Genomic DNA, 16,583 nt, shown 5'->3' on the forward strand with positions numbered 1-16,583 from the left:
TCTATTTTCGGCATAAAAGTTGACGCTTCTTCGTAAAAAGTTGTAGCTTTTGATGATAGGCCAATCAAAGAAAGAGATTGTTCCCCATATTGCTCTATTGCTTCCCCTTTTAGGCGCTAGGCGCCCCTAATTGGACTATTTGAGAAATTGTGGCGTCTTGAAATTGCAAGCCTTTATTAAGTTGCAGCAGGTAAACTCAATTAAGTTCCTACTTTGGGACTGGCAGTTTCAATAACTGTCCAACTGGAATTGGTGCAAGCCTGTCATGGAAAGAATATTAGTGGTGGACGACGAAGCAGACTGTCAAACAGTCTTAGCAATGTACCTGGAAAGTCAAGGATATCGGGTGGAATGCGCTAATTCAGGGGCTGAGGCGCTCTCGATGTTTGAAAATGCCCCCCCAGATTTGGTAATTTCAGATGTCATGATGCCGGAAATGGACGGGTTTGAGTTTTGTCGCCGTTTGCGAACTACCCGTTTGGGACAGTTAGTCCCCTTTATATTTTTGTCGGGTCAAGGCGAGTTGGAGTCAAAAGTTGAAGGTCATTCGATCGGCGGTGACGATTATCTGGTAAAACCTTTTCAGTCTGAAGAAATCTTAGCTAAGGTAAAAGCGCAGTTAGAGCGCTCTCACCGCATTCACGCCGAGATTGTCCGACTGCTGCAAACTTCTAGCGGTAGGGCGGTGGAACCACAATTTGTGCCAGTCTTGCCAGCACCTGCACCTTTGCCTTTAACACCAGCCGAGGAAAGAGTTTTTTGGGAGGTTATCCAGGGTTATACTAACAAACAAATTAGCGATCGGCTGTTTATTAGCCCCCGGACTGTGCAAGCTCATTTAGGCAGCATTTTCAGCAAATTACAGTTAGAAAATCGTGCCCAGCTTGTGAGATTTGCCCTAGAAAGAGGATACAAACCACCTCAAACTTAACTCGGATCTCAACTTAGGGTGCGCCAGCCAGCCAGTCGATTTTAGATTTTAGATTTTAGATTTATTCCACAGATTCATCTGGGAGCTAAAACTTTAGTCTAAAATTTTTATCTTTCCACTACTTAAGTCGCGGGCTTGTATCCGTTTTCGGGCCGGGTTAGTCGATTTTAGATTTTAGACTTTAGATTTATTCCACAGATTCATCTGGGAGCTAAAACTTTAGTCTAAAATTTTGATCTGTCCACGACTTAAGTGGGGAGCTTGTATCCATTTTTGGGCGGCGTCAAAAACTCCGGTAGCTGCCAAAATAATGGAGGCTGACGCACTCAGCAGGCAGATTATTCCACATTCAAAACACAATAAGGATAATTAGTTATCACACAAACCCCTGGCCCAAAATTCGTACCCCGGAAGTTGGCACGTTCCAAATCACCCTGCCGCACGTTATTCGCCGCATCAATATTTGTCCCGGCCAACTGAGCCCCAGGAAGCCTAGTATTTGACAAAATAGCATTCTGCAAATTAGTATCACGCACATCCGCGAAAGACATATCCGCTCCGCTTAAATTCGCACGATGCAAATTAACTCTAAACAGCAGCGATCGCCTCAAATCGGCATTCGACAAATTAGCTTGCAACAGATAAGCTTCGCCCAGATTCGCATTAAAAAGTTTAGCACCGCGCAAATCTGCACTCGTCAGATTCGCTCGCCCCAAAAAAGCATTAGACAAATCCGCATTTCGCAGATTAGCACCATTCAATTCAGCACCGTACATCTCGGCATTAACTAAGTTAGCATTTGCCAAATTAGCATCACTTAAATCCGCTTCTAGCAAATTAGCTTCATAGAGATTTGCTCCGCTTAAATCGGCTCCTCTTAAATTAGCTCTGTACAAGCTAGCCTTGAACAAATCAGCATTTCTCAAGTCACAGCCTTCGCACTCTTTAGTTTCCAGCAATTGCCTGACATGATCCGGATTTTGAGCTTTAACGGGAGCTGCCAGCCCAAACAAAGCTAAACTTGCCGTTACAGTTGCCAAGAGTTTAAGTTTCACAAACAAACCTCACTGCTACTTCAAACAAATTATACTAGCAAACTGTAGACTTTAAACCGATATCCTTCTCTCTTTTCTCTTGCTCTGCGTTCTCTGCGCCCTCTGCGGTAAATATTCAAAAAAATGATTCGCAGCCAAGGATTTAGACCTGCTTCCAGCAAGGCGGGCTTAGCCCGCCCTACTTAACTTAATTAAGCTTCATCCAAAGCAGCAACACCCGGCAATTCCTTACCTTCGAGCAGCTCCAAACTAGCACCGCCACCAGTGGAAATGTGGCTCATTTGTTCGCCTAAATTCAACTGTTCCACAGCCGCCACCGAGTCACCACCACCGATAATTGTGGTAGTACCGGTTTTAGTAATCCCCGCCAAAGAATGGGCAATTCCTTCAGTTCCTACAGCAAACTTCTCCATCTCAAACACGCCCATAGGCCCGTTCCAGATTACCGTTTTGCAATCGGCCAAAGCATCTTGGAAAGTTTTCACTGAATCCGGGCCGATATCCAAACCCATCCAACCGTCGGGGATGCTTTCAACAGAGACAGTTTGAGTGTTAGCATCAGCAGCAAACTTGTCAGCAACTACCACATCAGTAGGTAACAGAAAAGTAACTCCCCGTTCCTTCGCTTTAGCTTCCAAAGACTTCGCCAATTCCAGCTTGTCATCTTCTACCAAAGACTTGCCCACGTTCAAGCCGCGAGCTTTGTAGAACGTGAAAACCATGCCACCGCCCAACAGCAGTTTGTCGCACTTTTCGAGCAGTTTTTCAATGACTCCAATCTTGCTGGAAACCTTAGAACCGCCGATAATAGCAGCTAAAGGACGCTGAGGATTGTCGATCGCACTGCCGAGATATTGCAGTTCTTTCTCCATCAAAAATCCAGCCACAGAAGGACTCAGATACTTAGTAACGCCCTCAGTAGAAGCGTGAGCCCGGTGAGCCGTACCAAAAGCATCATTGACATACAAATCCGCCACAGAAGCTAACTTCTTAGCGAATTCGGGGTCGTTTGCCTCCTCCTCAGGGTAGAAGCGCACATTTTCTAGCAACAGCACATCGCCATCTTGCATCGCGGCGACTGTAGCAGCGACTTCATCACCGATGCAGTCGTCAGTCTTTTTGACCTCTTTGCCCAACAATTCCGACAGGCGCACAGCAACCGGCGTCAAGCGCAACTTCTCCGTCACACCCTTGGGACGGCCGAAGTGGCTGCACAAAATCACCTTAGCGCCCTTGGACGCTAAATCTTGAATTGTCGGCAGAGCCGCCCGGATGCGAGTATCATCGGTGATATTGCCGTTGTCGAGCGGCACGTTAAAATCCGCCCGCACCAATACCCGTTTGCCCGATAAGTCCGATGCCGATAAATTTGCTACAGTTTTTTTTGTCACAGGATTAACCTCCTAATATGTGTGTTTTTGTCGAATTCCGTTGAAATGGCGGCACTGGTAACTTGCACCCCGGCCTCGGACGCATTCAACCGCGCCCGTACAAAAAACGGAAGATGGAACAAACGGCACTGATTGGCTTAACCTAAACATTTTATCGGAGTCCGTGTCCCGGAGATGTGCAGTATGTTCAAGACAGTCTTATTTCCTGTAGATCAAAGCCGAGAAGCCCGCGAAGCTGCCGAAAAGGTGGTCAATATCGTAAAAACCTACGGTGCTCGTTTAGTTATTCTCTCGGTAGTCGAGCCTCCAGCCGAGGAGGCCGACGCCCCCGCGCGCGAGGTGATGACTTCCCCCGAAGCAGTCGCCAAACTTCTTTCTGAGGCCCAATCGATGTTTTCCCAGCAGGGAATTGAAGCTGAAATCATCGAACGGGAAGGCAAACCAGCTTTCACGATTTGCGATGTGGCTGACGAAATTGGGGCGGATTTGATTGTGATGGGCTGTCGGGGGATGGGTTTAACCGATGATGGGGCGTCTGACAGCGTTACCAATCGGGTGATCAATCTGTCTCCTTGTGCAGTTTTGATTGTGCCTTAGTCAGTTGACAGTTGACTGTTGGCAGTTGACGGTTGGCAGTTGTTAGTTGTCATTCAAGAACTAACAACTAAGAACTAACCAATAACAACAGTCAACAGTCAACTAACCAATCACAACTAACCAATCACAATAGTCAACAGTCAACAGTCAACAGTTAACAGTCAACTAACTAATGAAAATTCACTGGTATCCCGGTCACATTGCCAAAGCTGAACGGGCATTAAAAGAACAGCTAAAGCGGGTAGATGTGGTGCTCGAAGTCCGAGATGCCCGCATTCCATTGGCTACTTATCACCCCCAAATGCCGAGCTGGGTGGGCGGCAAGCCGCGAGTCTTGGTCATCAACCGCATGGATATGATTACACCTCGATCGCGCGAGGCGTGGGAAACATGGTTTAAGGCCCAGGGGGAAACTGCGTATTTTACTAATGCCGAGCACGGTCACGGAGTAGACGCTGTGGCGGATGCCGTGCAGAATGCTGGAGTGCAGCTAAATAAAAGAAGGTTCGATCGAGGTATGCTGCCCCGTCCAGTCCGTGCAGTGGTAATGGGATTTCCCAATGTCGGAAAATCTGCTCTAATTAATCGGTTGTTAGGGCGGAGAGTGGTAGATAGTGCTCGCAGAGCTGGAGTAACTAAATCGCTCCGATGGATTCGCATTTCTGACGAAATTGAATTATTAGACGCGCCTGGAGTGATCCCAACCCGAATTAACAATCAAGAAAATGCCATAAAATTAGCTATTTGCGAAGATATTGGCGAAGCAGCTTACGACAATCAGGTAGTAGCAGCAGCGATGGTAGATTTGCTGCAAGGGCTGGAGGCGGCTGATGACACGTTGATATCACTATCTGGTTTCAAATCCAGGTATAAATTAGATCCAGCCTCTAGTAATGGTGAAGATTATTTGCACGAGGTCGCAAAAGACAAGTATAAAGGAGATGTCGAACGAACGGCGCGGCAGATGTTAAACGATTTTAGAACTGGTGTTTTGGGTCAACTTACTTTGGAGTTGCCGCCGGCTTTATCAGACTCGTAACCTACAACTAATCAGAAATGGTATTCAATAGAGAGTTGCTGACGCTGATAATGTGAACTTCGTCTCCTATGTGTAATATTTTTTCTGCTGCTTGAGGTGCGAGTCGCGTGTTAACTATCAGCCGACTAAAGTGATTTAAATGCCCTTTTTTTACCAGGTCAGGCATGATTTCCTTCTGCTTGGCTGTTAGTATATTTTTAAAATTTATATCGCTTGCTTGCGTCGCATAATTTCGCGTAGATAGGATACATGGCTGACCGGGATTAATAGCTTCAAATATTACTGTTCCTATTTTCAACCTCACAATTTCATCTGCTTGTGGAAAAAGTTGGTCTTCCCAAAAAGCCGGGACATCTCCTATTTCAATATTAGCTCGCAAGCGATGGCGCATCTCGTTAACGCAAACTCTCGGAAACCAAGATGCAACTTCGGCAATTGTTTCGGTACTGATAATGCTTGGCCCTGGTGCAGCCGTATTGTCGGGAAAACCTGTAAGCAAGTTTTCAATTAATTTGACAGGGAAACCAAAGTAGCTGCTCAACCAAGATTCTATTCCCAAGCGTTCTCTATCTACATGAAAAAATATTTCTTGTTCGGTGCCTTGAATTTTCAGACCGGCAATTCTCTTTTTGATGTCAAAGGATAAGCGTAGAAAACTGACTCCGCTGTTGTGCTTAGTGTTAACCAATTCTCCTGCTGCATCGCAGATTGCAAAAGAACGATCGCCTTCTAGAGCTCCGCTGGCTAGAATAGGTGCTTGACTGACTGCTATGCCGTCAAGGGACTTGACCGGATAGATATGAATGCTGGCAACGTAGGACATTTCGAGCCATTGATAAATAATAGTCGTTTTAGATACATTCTAGCATCCCTGTCTGCAGAAGGATGACTGCCATTGACTTTACTAAATAAAATATGAATGAAATAAAAATGGGCTACTTTTTTGAACTTTACATTGTGCCGGAGCAGCTTGTAAAGAAAAATCAAAGAATTCTGACTGAGCTTGTGGTATATATTATGCTAACAAATACAAACAATTGAACCGAGTTGCAAGCAATGACTAAAAGCGAAAGAGCAGGTATGATTTCGCGACGGAATTTAATGCTGAGGGCTGGTGCAGGGATGCTGGCGGCAAGCTTGGCACCTGCGTTTTTACAAGCCGAAGCAGCAAAGGCAGAGGCAATCTCTGACATTACTCCTACTGACATTACTCCTAACAGTGCTCTTAAGAAATTGATGGCGGGGAATCAACGCTACATTCAGCAAAAACGGACATTTCCCGACCAAGCTCGATCGCGAGTTGTAGAAGTAGCACAGGGTCAACATCCGTTTGCAACCATCCTGGCTTGTTCTGATTCGCGCGTGGCTCCCGAAATTATTTTCGACCAAGGATTAGGGGACTTATTTGATATTCGAGTAGCTGGCAATTTTCTCGACGATGTGGTTCTCGGAAATATAGAATATGCGGCCTTAGAATTAGGTGTGCCACTATTAGTAATTCTGGGTCACGAACGCTGCGGTGCTGTCAAAGCAGCTTTAGATGGTAAAGCTGTGCCGGGTCACATTAGCACTTTGGTGGCGGCGATTAAACCCGCAGTAGATTCGACCAAAGGTCAAACAGGCAATGCGTGGGATAACGCAGTCAGAGCTAATGTGAAAATGAATGTAAATAAGTTACAATCCTCGTCGCCTATTTTAGCTGAAGCAATCAAAGCCGGCAAGCTTAAAGTTGTTGGGGGCCGCTACGATTTGGATAGCGGCAAAGTAGAGATAATTGCTTGATTTTGCTGGTAATTTTCAGAATTTGTAGGGTAGTGCCAAGAGTGCCTACCCCTTGGGGAGCGAGGGGAAACCATCGGGGATTGCCCCTAAGAATTATTTGGTAACGATAAAGTAGATATGCAAGTTTAAAGTAAACCCATTTCTTGTAGTCCCCGGCGCAGGCGTTCTGCTTCAAATGGGCGGCGCTGTTCGTGAAGGGCGATCGCTCTTTTGAATTCTGCTAAACTCTCTGGCATTTTGCCAATTTTGAGCAAGGCTACTGCCAAGTTTTGATGAGCTTCGGCGTGTTCGGGATCGATTTTTATCGCTTGTCGGTAATAGGCGATCGCATCTGCTAAATTTCCGGCTGCCTTCAACGTCAGTCCTAAATTGTAGTGACCTACTGCAAAATTGGGGTCTATTTTTAAAGCTGCTTTGTAAGCTTTTTCAGCAGATTTCAAATCTCCTTCATCTTTGAGCAAATTGCCCAAATTATTGTAAGCACCCAACTTGAGTGGCGGGAACACATTGGTATTAATTGCCGCTTGATAGTGTTCTTTTGCTTTTACAAATTGCTGCTGCTGGCGATATGCAATTCCCAAATGATAGTTCAGCTCGTAAACAATAGAATCATCAATTGCCTCGGCAGTCAAGCCTTTGGTTAATAAATTAATTCCCCGCCCGATTTGCCCGCTTTCTACATACAGCGCACCTAATTTGCTACAAGCATAAGCATCGTTTGGATAATAAGCTATATAGCGTTCCATTGCTGCTTGAGCTTTTTGGAATTTACTTTTTGCGGCGATCGCATCTTTTTGATAACCCGAGTGCAAAATCGCCACATCGGGGAGAGAAGCTATTTTCCATTTTGGTTCCCTCTGCAAAATCTCAGCCACGCTGTCGTCTACCATTGCGTGGTAAGGGCGAGAAAAGCGGATATCGAGGCGATTGCGAAACAAGCGCGACACTAGGGAATAGGGAGATTGAGAGGCACCGATTTCTTGGCGGATGAGATTGATTAACAGCAGCCGATCGCTCGCAATTGCCTGCTTAATTTGAGGTAGAATCTCCGGTACCAAAACCTCATCGGCATCCAATACCAAAATCCAGTCGCCCTGGGCGTGCTTCAGACACTCATTGCGCGCCGCTGCGAAGTCGTCGCACCATTCAAAGTCATAAACCCTCGCCCCGGATTCTCTGGCAATTTCACGGGTGCGATCGCCCGATCCCGTATCCACCACCACTATTTCGTCAACAACACCCTTAACGCTGTCCAAAGTCCGCGACAGTGTTGCCTCTTCATTCTTCACAATCATGCACAGAGTCAGATCCATCGGGCGCAAACTTTCCTCATTTCACAAAATTATTGTAATTTTTTTACCAGTAAAACACAAAAAGTCCCAGAAAAATTTCTCCTATTTCCTTTTTGCTTTGAGCATAAGTACCTTTCTTCCCTCGAAAAAGTGGGTTAACTCTTTTGAGATATTAAAAAACCTCAAACTCGGACGATTCATGAGAAATCCTACCACTTTCAGTTCATCCCTGCGGTAGAGGTAAGAGCGGGATAGGGGTTGTTATTCTTAGAACATAAGACAAGGCACAAGAAAAGTTTAAGTATTCAGGAGAAAGAGAAATGGGAATTATTGCTTGGATCGTTTTAGGACTGATTGCCGGTGCGATCGCCAAAGCCATTTATCCGGGATCTCAAGGCGGCGGTTTTCTGGCAACAACAGGTTTAGGAATTTTGGGCGCCCTAGTGGGAGGTTATCTAGGTCAAGTTTTGCTGGGGACGAGCGGGGGAGCATCCTTCGGAGCATTGACACTACCCAGCATAGCTTTTGCAGTCGTAGGTGCGATCGTTCTACTTTTCATCTGGGGATTGTTAACTCAGCGTGCTGCATAATAAATATTGCCAATTCCCAGTCGATCGACTTTTAGGGTATTCATAAACCCGGTTTCTTCAAGAAACCGGGTTTTTCAGTTGTTTGTAGGTGCGTCAGCCTACTTTTACCAAATCCGCGTTAAAAACCCCTATCAGACTCAGCGCTGGCAACGGTTCAAGAGCAAAACTTTCGTCCGCAGAGAGGGGGACTCAAGAATAAAGGGGTAAAAATCTCGGATTTGGTATTAATTAATCAATCCGCAAATTGAAAGGCAAGCGAACATAAATCCCCTGCGGGTCGTTCATTGACTTGATTACAGCCAATTCATCTTGCATTTTCTTAAATTCCGCCGTTAGCGGGTCGAGTTTGGTGGCTGGTTTCAAAACATGAACGCCTGAAATTCTTTCCAAAATTCGCTCCTCCAAGCTGCGGCGTTTTGGATATTCTTCCAACTTCCAATCATCGCCGAGTTTAGCTTGCTTAGCCGCTTCTCTGACAGCATCTTCAAGGCCACCAATTTCATCGACTAAACCCAACTGTTTCGCAGCCGTACCAGACCACACTCTGCCTTGAGCAATTTCTTGTACCTTGTTTTTCGGCAGTTTGCGGGAGTCGGCGACTTTAGTAATAAATCTATCGTAAATGCGATCGACTACCCTCTGAATATTCGCCAATTCTTGAGGATTTTTCGGACGGGAAACCGTGTTAGTATCCGCAAAGCGGGCGGTTTTCACCACGTCCCAAGTCAGGCCGTTGTTAGCAGCTAACTTTTCGACGTTGAGCAACATTCCAAAAACGCCGATCGAACCAGTAATTGTATTGGGCTCGGCAAAAATGCGGCTGGAACCCATCGAAATCCAATAGCCGCCGGAAGCTGCTAAATTGCCCATCGAAACGATAACTGGTTTCTTTTTGCCAGTCAGCATCACTTCGCGCCCAATGACTTCGGCCGCCGTCGCGCTGCCTCCGGGACTATTGACGCGCAAAACTACGGCTTTTACGTCGTTATCTTCTCGAATTTTCCGCATTTCTTGAGCGATGCGATCGCCTCCTACTTGAGTCGGACCCCCTTCGCCGTCTACAATCTCTCCTTCAGCGTAAAGTATAGCAATTTGGTTTTTATTGTTAGCGTGAGTTGAGTTTTTATTCTCAGCAATTTTCGCGTAGTTTTTCAAACTAATTTGCTTGAAAGATTTGTTTTCGCGATCGGTTCCTGTGAGTTTTTTAAGTTCAGTCGATATTTCGTCAAAGTATACAACTTTATCAACTAACTTGCTTTTGAGAGCTTCGTCAGCCATCAAAGTTCCGCCCTTATCTGCAAGCGCTTGCAGTTGCGGAACAGTCACTTTGCGACTCGGGGCGACAGTTTGCAGGTATTCTCCCCACATATCTCCGAGCAACTTTTGAGTTTGCTGGCGGTTTTCGGGACTCATTTTTGTGAGCAAAAACGGCTCAACGGCTGACTTGTATTTCCCGACGCGAGTCACTTGCACTCCCACGCCGTATTTTTCCAAAGCACCAGTGAAAAACATTGCCTGACTGCTAAAACCGTTGATTTCCAAAGCGCCGTAAGGATTGACGGCAATTGTATTAGCAACGGAACCGAGGTAATAATCTCGCTCATTCCAGTCCATCTGGTAAGCAAAAATGGGTTTTTTGGCATCTCGGAAACGCTGCAAGGCAGATCGAACTTCTTTGAGATTGGCAAACCCGGTGCTGCTCGAATCCGAGCTGCCTTCGAGATAAATGCCAACGATTTTCGGGTCTTTTTTCGCATATTCGATCGTGTCTAAAACAGTCCGCAGCGTTACTGTATCGCCGGAATCTTCCGAAAGCACTTCTTCAATCGCCGCGCCAGTGCTACGGCTCGGTTTGCTGTCGGTGATATTTGAAGAAAGGTCTAATACCAATACAGACTTATCTTTAACTTGCGGGCCTGAATCTTTAGACGACGATGCCGCCATAGCAATTAGTAGTACCAGTCCCCCCAATCCGATGCTGCCCAGCAGCAACAATCCTAGGAAGGTTCCCAGTAAACTTGCACAGGTATATTTTAGGAAATCTTTCATTAGAGAATTGGTAATTAGTTATTAGTCAGTAGTCAATAGTCATTAGTCATTAGTCAGTAGTCATTAGTTATATCACATCCGGTTAGAGCGGAATGATACCGAGCGTGCAAGCGTCCCCGCACGCGATCGAGACGCTCGCACTGCACTCGGAAAAATATGATTCCGATGCCAGCGGAAATGATATTATTGGTAATTCCTGGAAGTAGGATTTAGCACTTATCTGCTGTCGTTAGTTATTAGCTCATGACTAATGACTGTTGACTAATGACTGCTGACTAATGACTTTTGACTGCTGACTCACTTTTATCTTAACCTTTCCAAAACCTCAGAATGTTTTAGCTCACCCAAATTACTGCAGCCCGTACAGAACATCACGGTGGCAATTTCTGCAATTAAAGCCTCAGCTAGAAGGGCTGCGGCTGATTCCGATTCCGCTGCTGCTTGTAGAAACGGCCGCGCCAGTCCCGCAATATCCGCGCCAAGGGCGATCGCCTTCGCTGCATCCAACCCATTCTGCAATCCTCCAGAGGCAATCAGAGGAACATCCGGCGCTACGGCGCGGGTGCTGACAATGCACTCGGCTGTCGGTATTCCCCAGTCGGCAAAGGTGGCGCCCAACCTGCGCTGCTTGCCATCTTTAGCTCGCTCTCCTTCTATTTTCGCCCAAGAAGTGCCTCCGGCCCCGGCAATGTCGATCGCACCTACCCCGGCGGCGAGCAATTTCTTTGCCATCTTTCCTGAGATACCGTTGCCGACTTCTTTAGCAATAACTGGTACTGGTAATTTATCGCACAATTTGGCAATTTTATCTAGCAGTCCTTTAAAGTTAGTATCGCCTTCGGTTTGGACGCACTCTTGCAGCGGATTGAGGTGCAAAATTAGTGCGTCTGCTTCTAAAATATCAACAATTTTTTGGCACTCTTCCAAACCGTAATTGTAGTTTAATTGAACCGCTCCGATATTGGCAAACAGGAGAATATCGGGAGCGCGGCGACGGACGGCAAATGTAGGCGCTAGTTGAGGATTTTCTACAATAATTCGCTGGGAACCGACTCCCATTGCTAGTTTGTATTCTTGAGCGACATCGGCGAGGCGATAATTGATTGTCTGGGCTAATTCTGTGCCGCCGGTCATTGAGGAAATTAGCAGGGGAACGGCTAGTTTTTTGCCGAGAAATGTGGAGGTTAAATCGATTTGAGTGCGATCGAGTTCTGGCAAACAGCAGTGTTCAAAACGGTAGCGTTCGAGGCCGCTGGTAGTTTCGCGAAATTGTACGTCTTCTTCGAGGCAAATCCGCAGGTGGTCTGCTTTACGGGTTTCGGTTTGCGAGGGGGAGGTTAGCGGCAAGTTCACAGTTGCTATTTGGGGAAAGAGTTGTGATTTGGGAATATAGCAATTTTATTTCATTTTTGAATTTTTTAATGAACCGCAGAGAGCGCAGAGGGCGCAGAGGAGAAGAAAAGAGAGATGTTCGCAAATGCTGTAAGGGTTGCTGTATTATCCAGGAACAGTCAGCGGCATTCCGTTATCTGAAGGTTTCAATTTTAGTAAAAAAGGAACTGCTTTTTGCACCCATGCTTTGACAGATGGGTAATTTGCGGCATCTTCTCCGAAACAAATGTCCAGCATATCGGTGTGAATTATCCCCGGATTCAAAGGAACTGCTGCCATACCTACGGGCAATTCTTGAGCGAGCGATCGCGTAAGTCCTTCTATTGCCCACTTGGAAGCGCAATAGGGCGCGACTTCCGGCGAAGTTGACCTTCCCCAAGCAGAACTAAAGTTGACAATTATGCCGCTTTTTCGAGCAATCATTGCCGGGACAAAGTGGCGAATTACATTAGCTGTACCTTTAATATTAACATCAATTACCTGGGAAAATTCTTCGTTACTGACATTCCAAAGAGGGGCGAGATGATTAGCTACACCTGCATTATTAATTAGCAAATCTGGTGGCTCATTTTTTGCCATAATTTCTGTTGCCCAAGCTTTTACTCGATCGTCGTTGGTGACATCCAAACAAGTAAAATGGTGGGGCGCACTATATTTTTGGTTGAGTTTCTCCACCGCTTCGGAAGAACGGCCGCATCCCAAAACTGTATGTCCCAATTCCATAAACTTTTCGGTCATGGCAAGACCAAGACCGCGACTGACTCCGGTAATTACAATTAATTTTGTCATAGATTTGCTCCAATTTTGACATTAAGTAATACAATACATATTGACTGGTGAATTGACAAATAGAGGGCAGGGAGAAAGGATGAAAGTAAAAGCAGCAGTTGCTCGCAGTGCCGGCCAACCTTTGAGTATTGAAACGGTGGATCTGGATGGGCCGCAGGCTGGAGAGGTGCTGGTGGAAATTAAAGCCACGGGTGTTTGTCACACTGATGCTTACACTCTTTCCGGTGCCGATCCAGAAGGTTTGTTTCCAGCTATTTTAGGCCACGAGGGAGCCGGGATTGTCGCAGAAGTTGGACAGGGAGTCACGAGTGTCAAAGTGGGCGATCGGGTAATTCCTCTCTACACTCCCGAATGTCGCAACTGCGAATATTGTTTGAGTGGCAAAACGAATCTCTGTCAAGCAATTCGCATCACTCAAGGTCAGGGAGTCATGCCCGACGGCACGAGCAGGTTTTCTATAGACGGGCAGAAACTTTACCATTACATGGGAACTTCTACCTTCGCCAATTATACAGTATTGCCGGAAATTGCAGTAGCAAAAATTCGCGAAGATGCTCCTTTTGATAAAGTTTGTTTGATCGGCTGCGGCGTAACAACTGGCATCGGCGCTGTCATTAATACTGCGAAAGTAGAGCCTGGTTCTAATGTGGTAGTTTTCGGTTTAGGCGGCGTGGGTTTGAATGTAATTCAAGCGGCTCGCATGGTGGGAGCTAACATGATTGTCGGCGTAGACTTGAACCCCAACAAGCGAGAGATGGCGGAAAAATTCGGCATGACTCACTTTGTCAATCCTCGCGAAGTGGAAGGCGATTTAGTGCCTTATTTGGTAGATTTAACCAAAGGCGGAGCTGATTACAGCTTTGAATGTATCGGCAACATTAATGTGATGCGCCAAGCATTAGAATGCTGCCACAAAGGTTGGGGTGTGAGCGTAATTGTCGGGGTAGCGGGAGCAGGTCAAGAAATTAGCACTCGCCCGTTTCAGCTAGTAACTGGTAGGGTTTGGAAAGGCACAGCTTTTGGCGGTGCAAAAGGCAGAACTGATGTTCCTAAGATTGTTGATTGGTACATGGATGGTAAAATTGATATTGACAGTCTGGTAACTCAGGTAATGCCGATAGACAAAATCAATGAAGCCTTTGATTTGATGCACAAAGGTGAATCAATTCGCACTGTTTTGACTTTTTGAGTTTTTGAAGAAAGAAGGAAGAGGGAAGAGGGAAGAGGGAAGAAGGAAGACAGGACTTACGAAAAAAGTGGTTTTACGCGCTACCTATAGGCGTAAGGTACACGGCTGCACCCTACATAACTTCTCTCTTCTCTCTTCCTCTCCGTCCTCTGCGCCCTCTGCGGTTAATAAAAAAATCTCCTTCACAAATGAAATAGAATTAATATGATATCAGAATCCCTAAAACTGCACAAAGAACAGAAAAGTTTCGGTGGCAAACTCGGCTTTTACAGCCATCAATCTTCCGCTTGCAACAGCGAGATGAAATTCGCTGTTTATCAGCCGCCGCAAGCTTTATCTCAACCCGTACCAGTTTTGTATTTTCTATCAGGTTTAACCTGCACGGAAGAAAACTTTATGGCAAAAGCGGGGGCGCAACAATTTGCGGCAAAATATGGGTTAATTCTGGTTGCGCCCGACACTAGCCCGCGCAACACGGACATCCCTGGGGAAGATAACGATTGGGATTTAGGAAGTGGTGCAGGTTTTTATGTTGATGCGACAGCCTCACCTTGGAATTCTCACTATCGGATGTACAGTTATGTGGTTGATGAATTGCCGAATTTAATCGCCGAAAATTTTCCAGCGATCCCGGAAAAACAGGGAATTTTCGGTCATTCGATGGGCGGACACGGGGCTTTAATTTGCGCTTTGAAAAATGGATCTCGCTATCTTTCAGTTTCCGCTTTTGCGCCTATTTCCGCGCCAATGCGCTGCCCTTGGGGACAAAAAATATTCGGACACTACCTAGGTGGCGACAAAGAAATGTGGAAAGCTTGGGATGCTAGCGAGTTGGTGCTTGAGGCGCAATACAACCGTCCGATTCTGATTGACTGCGGTACTGCTGATTCGTATCTGGCTGACGGGCAGTTGTTGCCGGAAGTGTTCGCGGAGGCTTGTGCCAAAGCGGGACAACCTCTAACTTTAAGGATGCACGAAGGTTACGATCATAGCTATTATTTTATAGCTAGTTTTATTGAGGATCACATTCGGCATCACGCGGCTGTTTTGTGCGGATAGTTCCTAGCAGGAAGCAGGCAAGATGCCTGCTCCACAACAACTGGTTCTTAGGCTCTGCCTGGGAACCGATATCCACAGGCTATGTATCGCATGGCTGCCATGAAATGTGGAGGCAGAGCCTGCTAGCGAGTGAACTCACTTCTACGAGCACAGGTATTTTCGGTTAATTAAGATCAATCGGAAATACCCAGTCTTTGTACTTGCTGTCGCGATTTTCGATAATCCCGGTTAGTTTGTCCAAAACCTTTTCGGTGATGGGTCGGTTTGTGGGCAAGTGATAGTTTTCTACTCGCTTAATTGGCGTAATTTTCGCTGCGGTTCCGCAGAGGAAAATCTCGTCTGCAATCAACAGTTCTGATCTATCAACGGGTCTTTCTATGACTTCAATTCCTAAGTCTCTGGCGATTGTGATTACACTGTCTCTGGTAATTCCTTCGAGAATATCTTGCTCGAAACCGGGAGTAACTAATTTACCGTTTCTGGCGACAAATATATTCATTCCTGAAGCTTCGCTGACTTTTCCCTGAGTGTTCATCATAATAGCTTCGTCGAAGCCGGATTCTACTGCTTCTGTTTTAGCTAAAGCTGAGGTGATGTAAGCACCGCTAATTTTACCTCTTAAGGGCAAACTGCGGTCTTCTTGGCGGTACCAAGAGCTAATTCTACAGTTGACTCCTTCTTTGGGCAAATAGTCTGAAAGTTCTAATCCGTAGACAAAAAAGTCTGTGTCTACGTTGTGCAGTCGGGGGGCAATTCCTAAACTGGATGTGTAGATAAAAGGGCGGATATAAAATGATTTTGTTGGTTTGTTTTTTTGGACAAAATCAATAATTATTTGTTGGATTTTGCTGGCGGGTAAATCGCAGTGGAGGAAGCTGGCACTTTGACTTAATCTTTGACAGTGACGGTCTAATCTAAATAGCAATATTCGATCGGCATTTTGGGGGTCGGGAATTCCCCGCAACCCGCCTAAAACTCCGGTTCCGTAGTGCAGTGCGTGGGTTGCTATGGAAATTTTGGCGTCGGTAAAGGGGAGAAATTGGTTTTGAAAGTAGGCAATTGGTAGAAAACTATCCATGATTCAAGCTGGCGATGAGTTGGGCAGTCCGCGAGGAAAGCTGAATTGGATAATATTACCATAACTTATACCATTTTAACTTTAAGATTTTAGATTTTAGATTTACAATGACTGATTTGATATAAGTTTGGAGGTCGTCTAAAGTTATCTTTTTTATTAAATGAGATGATTATTGTGTTATTCGATGGAGCGATAAAATAATATAAAATGCGGTCATTTGAGTTGATAATTGTTTGGGGAAAAAGTGCGATCCTCTTCGTTGGCGAAGCCCCCGTAGATACTGTCTTGACCTGTCAAGGGGTAGCAGTCAAATAATTGGGGTCGAAAGGCTTTTGGGATTTTAAAATCCC

General features: G+C 45.8%; 15 protein-coding genes. 7 read left to right on the plus strand and 8 right to left on the minus strand.

Annotation, left to right across the window (positions count from 1 at the left end; translation table 11 throughout):
• Positions 1–265 precede the first annotated feature (265 nt).
• Positions 266–931 carry a response regulator gene (locus QUA24_RS22540; protein WP_333212756.1) on the plus strand — a complete coding sequence of 222 codons (666 nt, stop codon included), beginning with the start codon at positions 266–268 and terminating at the stop codon, positions 929–931.
• A 338-nt stretch (positions 932–1,269) separates the two neighbouring features.
• Here QUA24_RS22540 and QUA24_RS22545 read toward each other — a convergent pair whose 3' ends face one another.
• Together QUA24_RS22545 and QUA24_RS22550 are read right to left on the minus strand one after the other, a co-directional pair.
• On the minus strand, positions 1,270–1,986 hold the full coding sequence (locus QUA24_RS22545) for a pentapeptide repeat-containing protein (protein ID WP_333232225.1): 717 nt from the start codon (positions 1,984–1,986) through the stop codon (positions 1,270–1,272).
• 191 nt (positions 1,987–2,177) lie between these two features.
• On the minus strand, positions 2,178–3,377 hold the full coding sequence (locus tag QUA24_RS22550) for a phosphoglycerate kinase (RefSeq protein WP_333232227.1): 1,200 nt from the start codon (positions 3,375–3,377) through the stop codon (positions 2,178–2,180).
• Positions 3,378–3,560: 183 nt separating this feature from the next.
• Between QUA24_RS22550 and QUA24_RS22555 the strand changes: the two genes are divergently transcribed.
• Both QUA24_RS22555 and ylqF read left to right on the plus strand, forming a co-directional pair.
• Entirely contained in the window at positions 3,561–3,974 is a 414-nt protein-coding gene (locus QUA24_RS22555) for a universal stress protein (protein WP_333151871.1), read from the plus strand.
• A gap of 172 nt (positions 3,975–4,146) precedes the next feature.
• Positions 4,147–5,013 (plus strand): ribosome biogenesis GTPase YlqF, encoded by an 867-nt coding sequence (gene ylqF, locus QUA24_RS22560; protein ID WP_333232228.1) that lies wholly within the window; start codon positions 4,147–4,149, stop codon positions 5,011–5,013.
• 7 nt (positions 5,014–5,020) lie between these two features.
• Here ylqF and QUA24_RS22565 read toward each other — a convergent pair whose 3' ends face one another.
• Positions 5,021–5,836: an MOSC N-terminal beta barrel domain-containing protein gene (locus QUA24_RS22565; RefSeq protein ID WP_333232230.1), complete on the minus strand. Its 816-nt coding sequence runs from the start codon at positions 5,834–5,836 to the stop codon at positions 5,021–5,023.
• 233 nt (positions 5,837–6,069) lie between these two features.
• Between QUA24_RS22565 and QUA24_RS22570 the strand changes: the two genes are divergently transcribed.
• Entirely contained in the window at positions 6,070–6,795 is a 726-nt protein-coding gene (locus QUA24_RS22570; RefSeq protein WP_333232232.1) for a carbonic anhydrase, read from the plus strand.
• A gap of 125 nt (positions 6,796–6,920) precedes the next feature.
• Here QUA24_RS22570 and QUA24_RS22575 read toward each other — a convergent pair whose 3' ends face one another.
• A complete protein-coding gene (locus QUA24_RS22575; protein WP_333232234.1) occupies positions 6,921–8,108 on the minus strand; it encodes a tetratricopeptide repeat protein in 1,188 nt (395 codons plus the stop codon).
• 299 nt (positions 8,109–8,407) lie between these two features.
• Between QUA24_RS22575 and QUA24_RS22580 the strand changes: the two genes are divergently transcribed.
• On the plus strand, positions 8,408–8,677 hold the full coding sequence (locus QUA24_RS22580) for a GlsB/YeaQ/YmgE family stress response membrane protein (RefSeq protein ID WP_333128479.1): 270 nt from the start codon (positions 8,408–8,410) through the stop codon (positions 8,675–8,677).
• A gap of 228 nt (positions 8,678–8,905) precedes the next feature.
• Here the strand turns inward: QUA24_RS22580 and sppA are convergent, their stop codons facing one another.
• From sppA to QUA24_RS22595, 3 genes are all read right to left on the minus strand, one after another.
• Complete coding sequence (gene sppA / locus QUA24_RS22585; protein ID WP_333232236.1) at positions 8,906–10,726, minus strand: signal peptide peptidase SppA; 1,821 nt, start codon at positions 10,724–10,726, stop codon at positions 8,906–8,908.
• A gap of 303 nt (positions 10,727–11,029) precedes the next feature.
• Positions 11,030–12,079 (minus strand): type 2 isopentenyl-diphosphate Delta-isomerase, encoded by a 1,050-nt coding sequence (fni, locus tag QUA24_RS22590; protein WP_333232237.1) that lies wholly within the window; start codon positions 12,077–12,079, stop codon positions 11,030–11,032.
• Between the two features lie 144 nt (positions 12,080–12,223).
• Positions 12,224–12,907, minus strand: coding sequence for an SDR family NAD(P)-dependent oxidoreductase (locus tag QUA24_RS22595; RefSeq protein ID WP_333232239.1), 684 nt, complete (start codon positions 12,905–12,907; stop codon positions 12,224–12,226).
• Positions 12,908–12,986: 79 nt separating this feature from the next.
• On the opposite strand from QUA24_RS22595, the gene QUA24_RS22600 reads away from it, so the two are divergent.
• Both QUA24_RS22600 and fghA read left to right on the plus strand, forming a co-directional pair.
• Positions 12,987–14,096, plus strand: a complete 1,110-nt coding sequence (locus QUA24_RS22600) for an S-(hydroxymethyl)glutathione dehydrogenase/class III alcohol dehydrogenase (protein WP_333232241.1) — start codon at positions 12,987–12,989, stop codon at positions 14,094–14,096.
• 204 nt (positions 14,097–14,300) lie between these two features.
• Positions 14,301–15,155, plus strand: a complete 855-nt coding sequence (fghA, locus tag QUA24_RS22605; RefSeq protein WP_333232243.1) for an S-formylglutathione hydrolase — start codon at positions 14,301–14,303, stop codon at positions 15,153–15,155.
• A 163-nt stretch (positions 15,156–15,318) separates the two neighbouring features.
• Here the strand turns inward: fghA and QUA24_RS22610 are convergent, their stop codons facing one another.
• Positions 15,319–16,233 (minus strand): branched-chain amino acid transaminase, encoded by a 915-nt coding sequence (locus QUA24_RS22610; RefSeq protein WP_333232245.1) that lies wholly within the window; start codon positions 16,231–16,233, stop codon positions 15,319–15,321.
• Positions 16,234–16,583 lie beyond the last annotated feature (350 nt).

This window comes from Microcoleus sp. Pol12B5 (assembly GCF_036701335.1).
Classification (GTDB): domain Bacteria; phylum Cyanobacteriota; class Cyanobacteriia; order Cyanobacteriales; family Microcoleaceae; genus Microcoleus.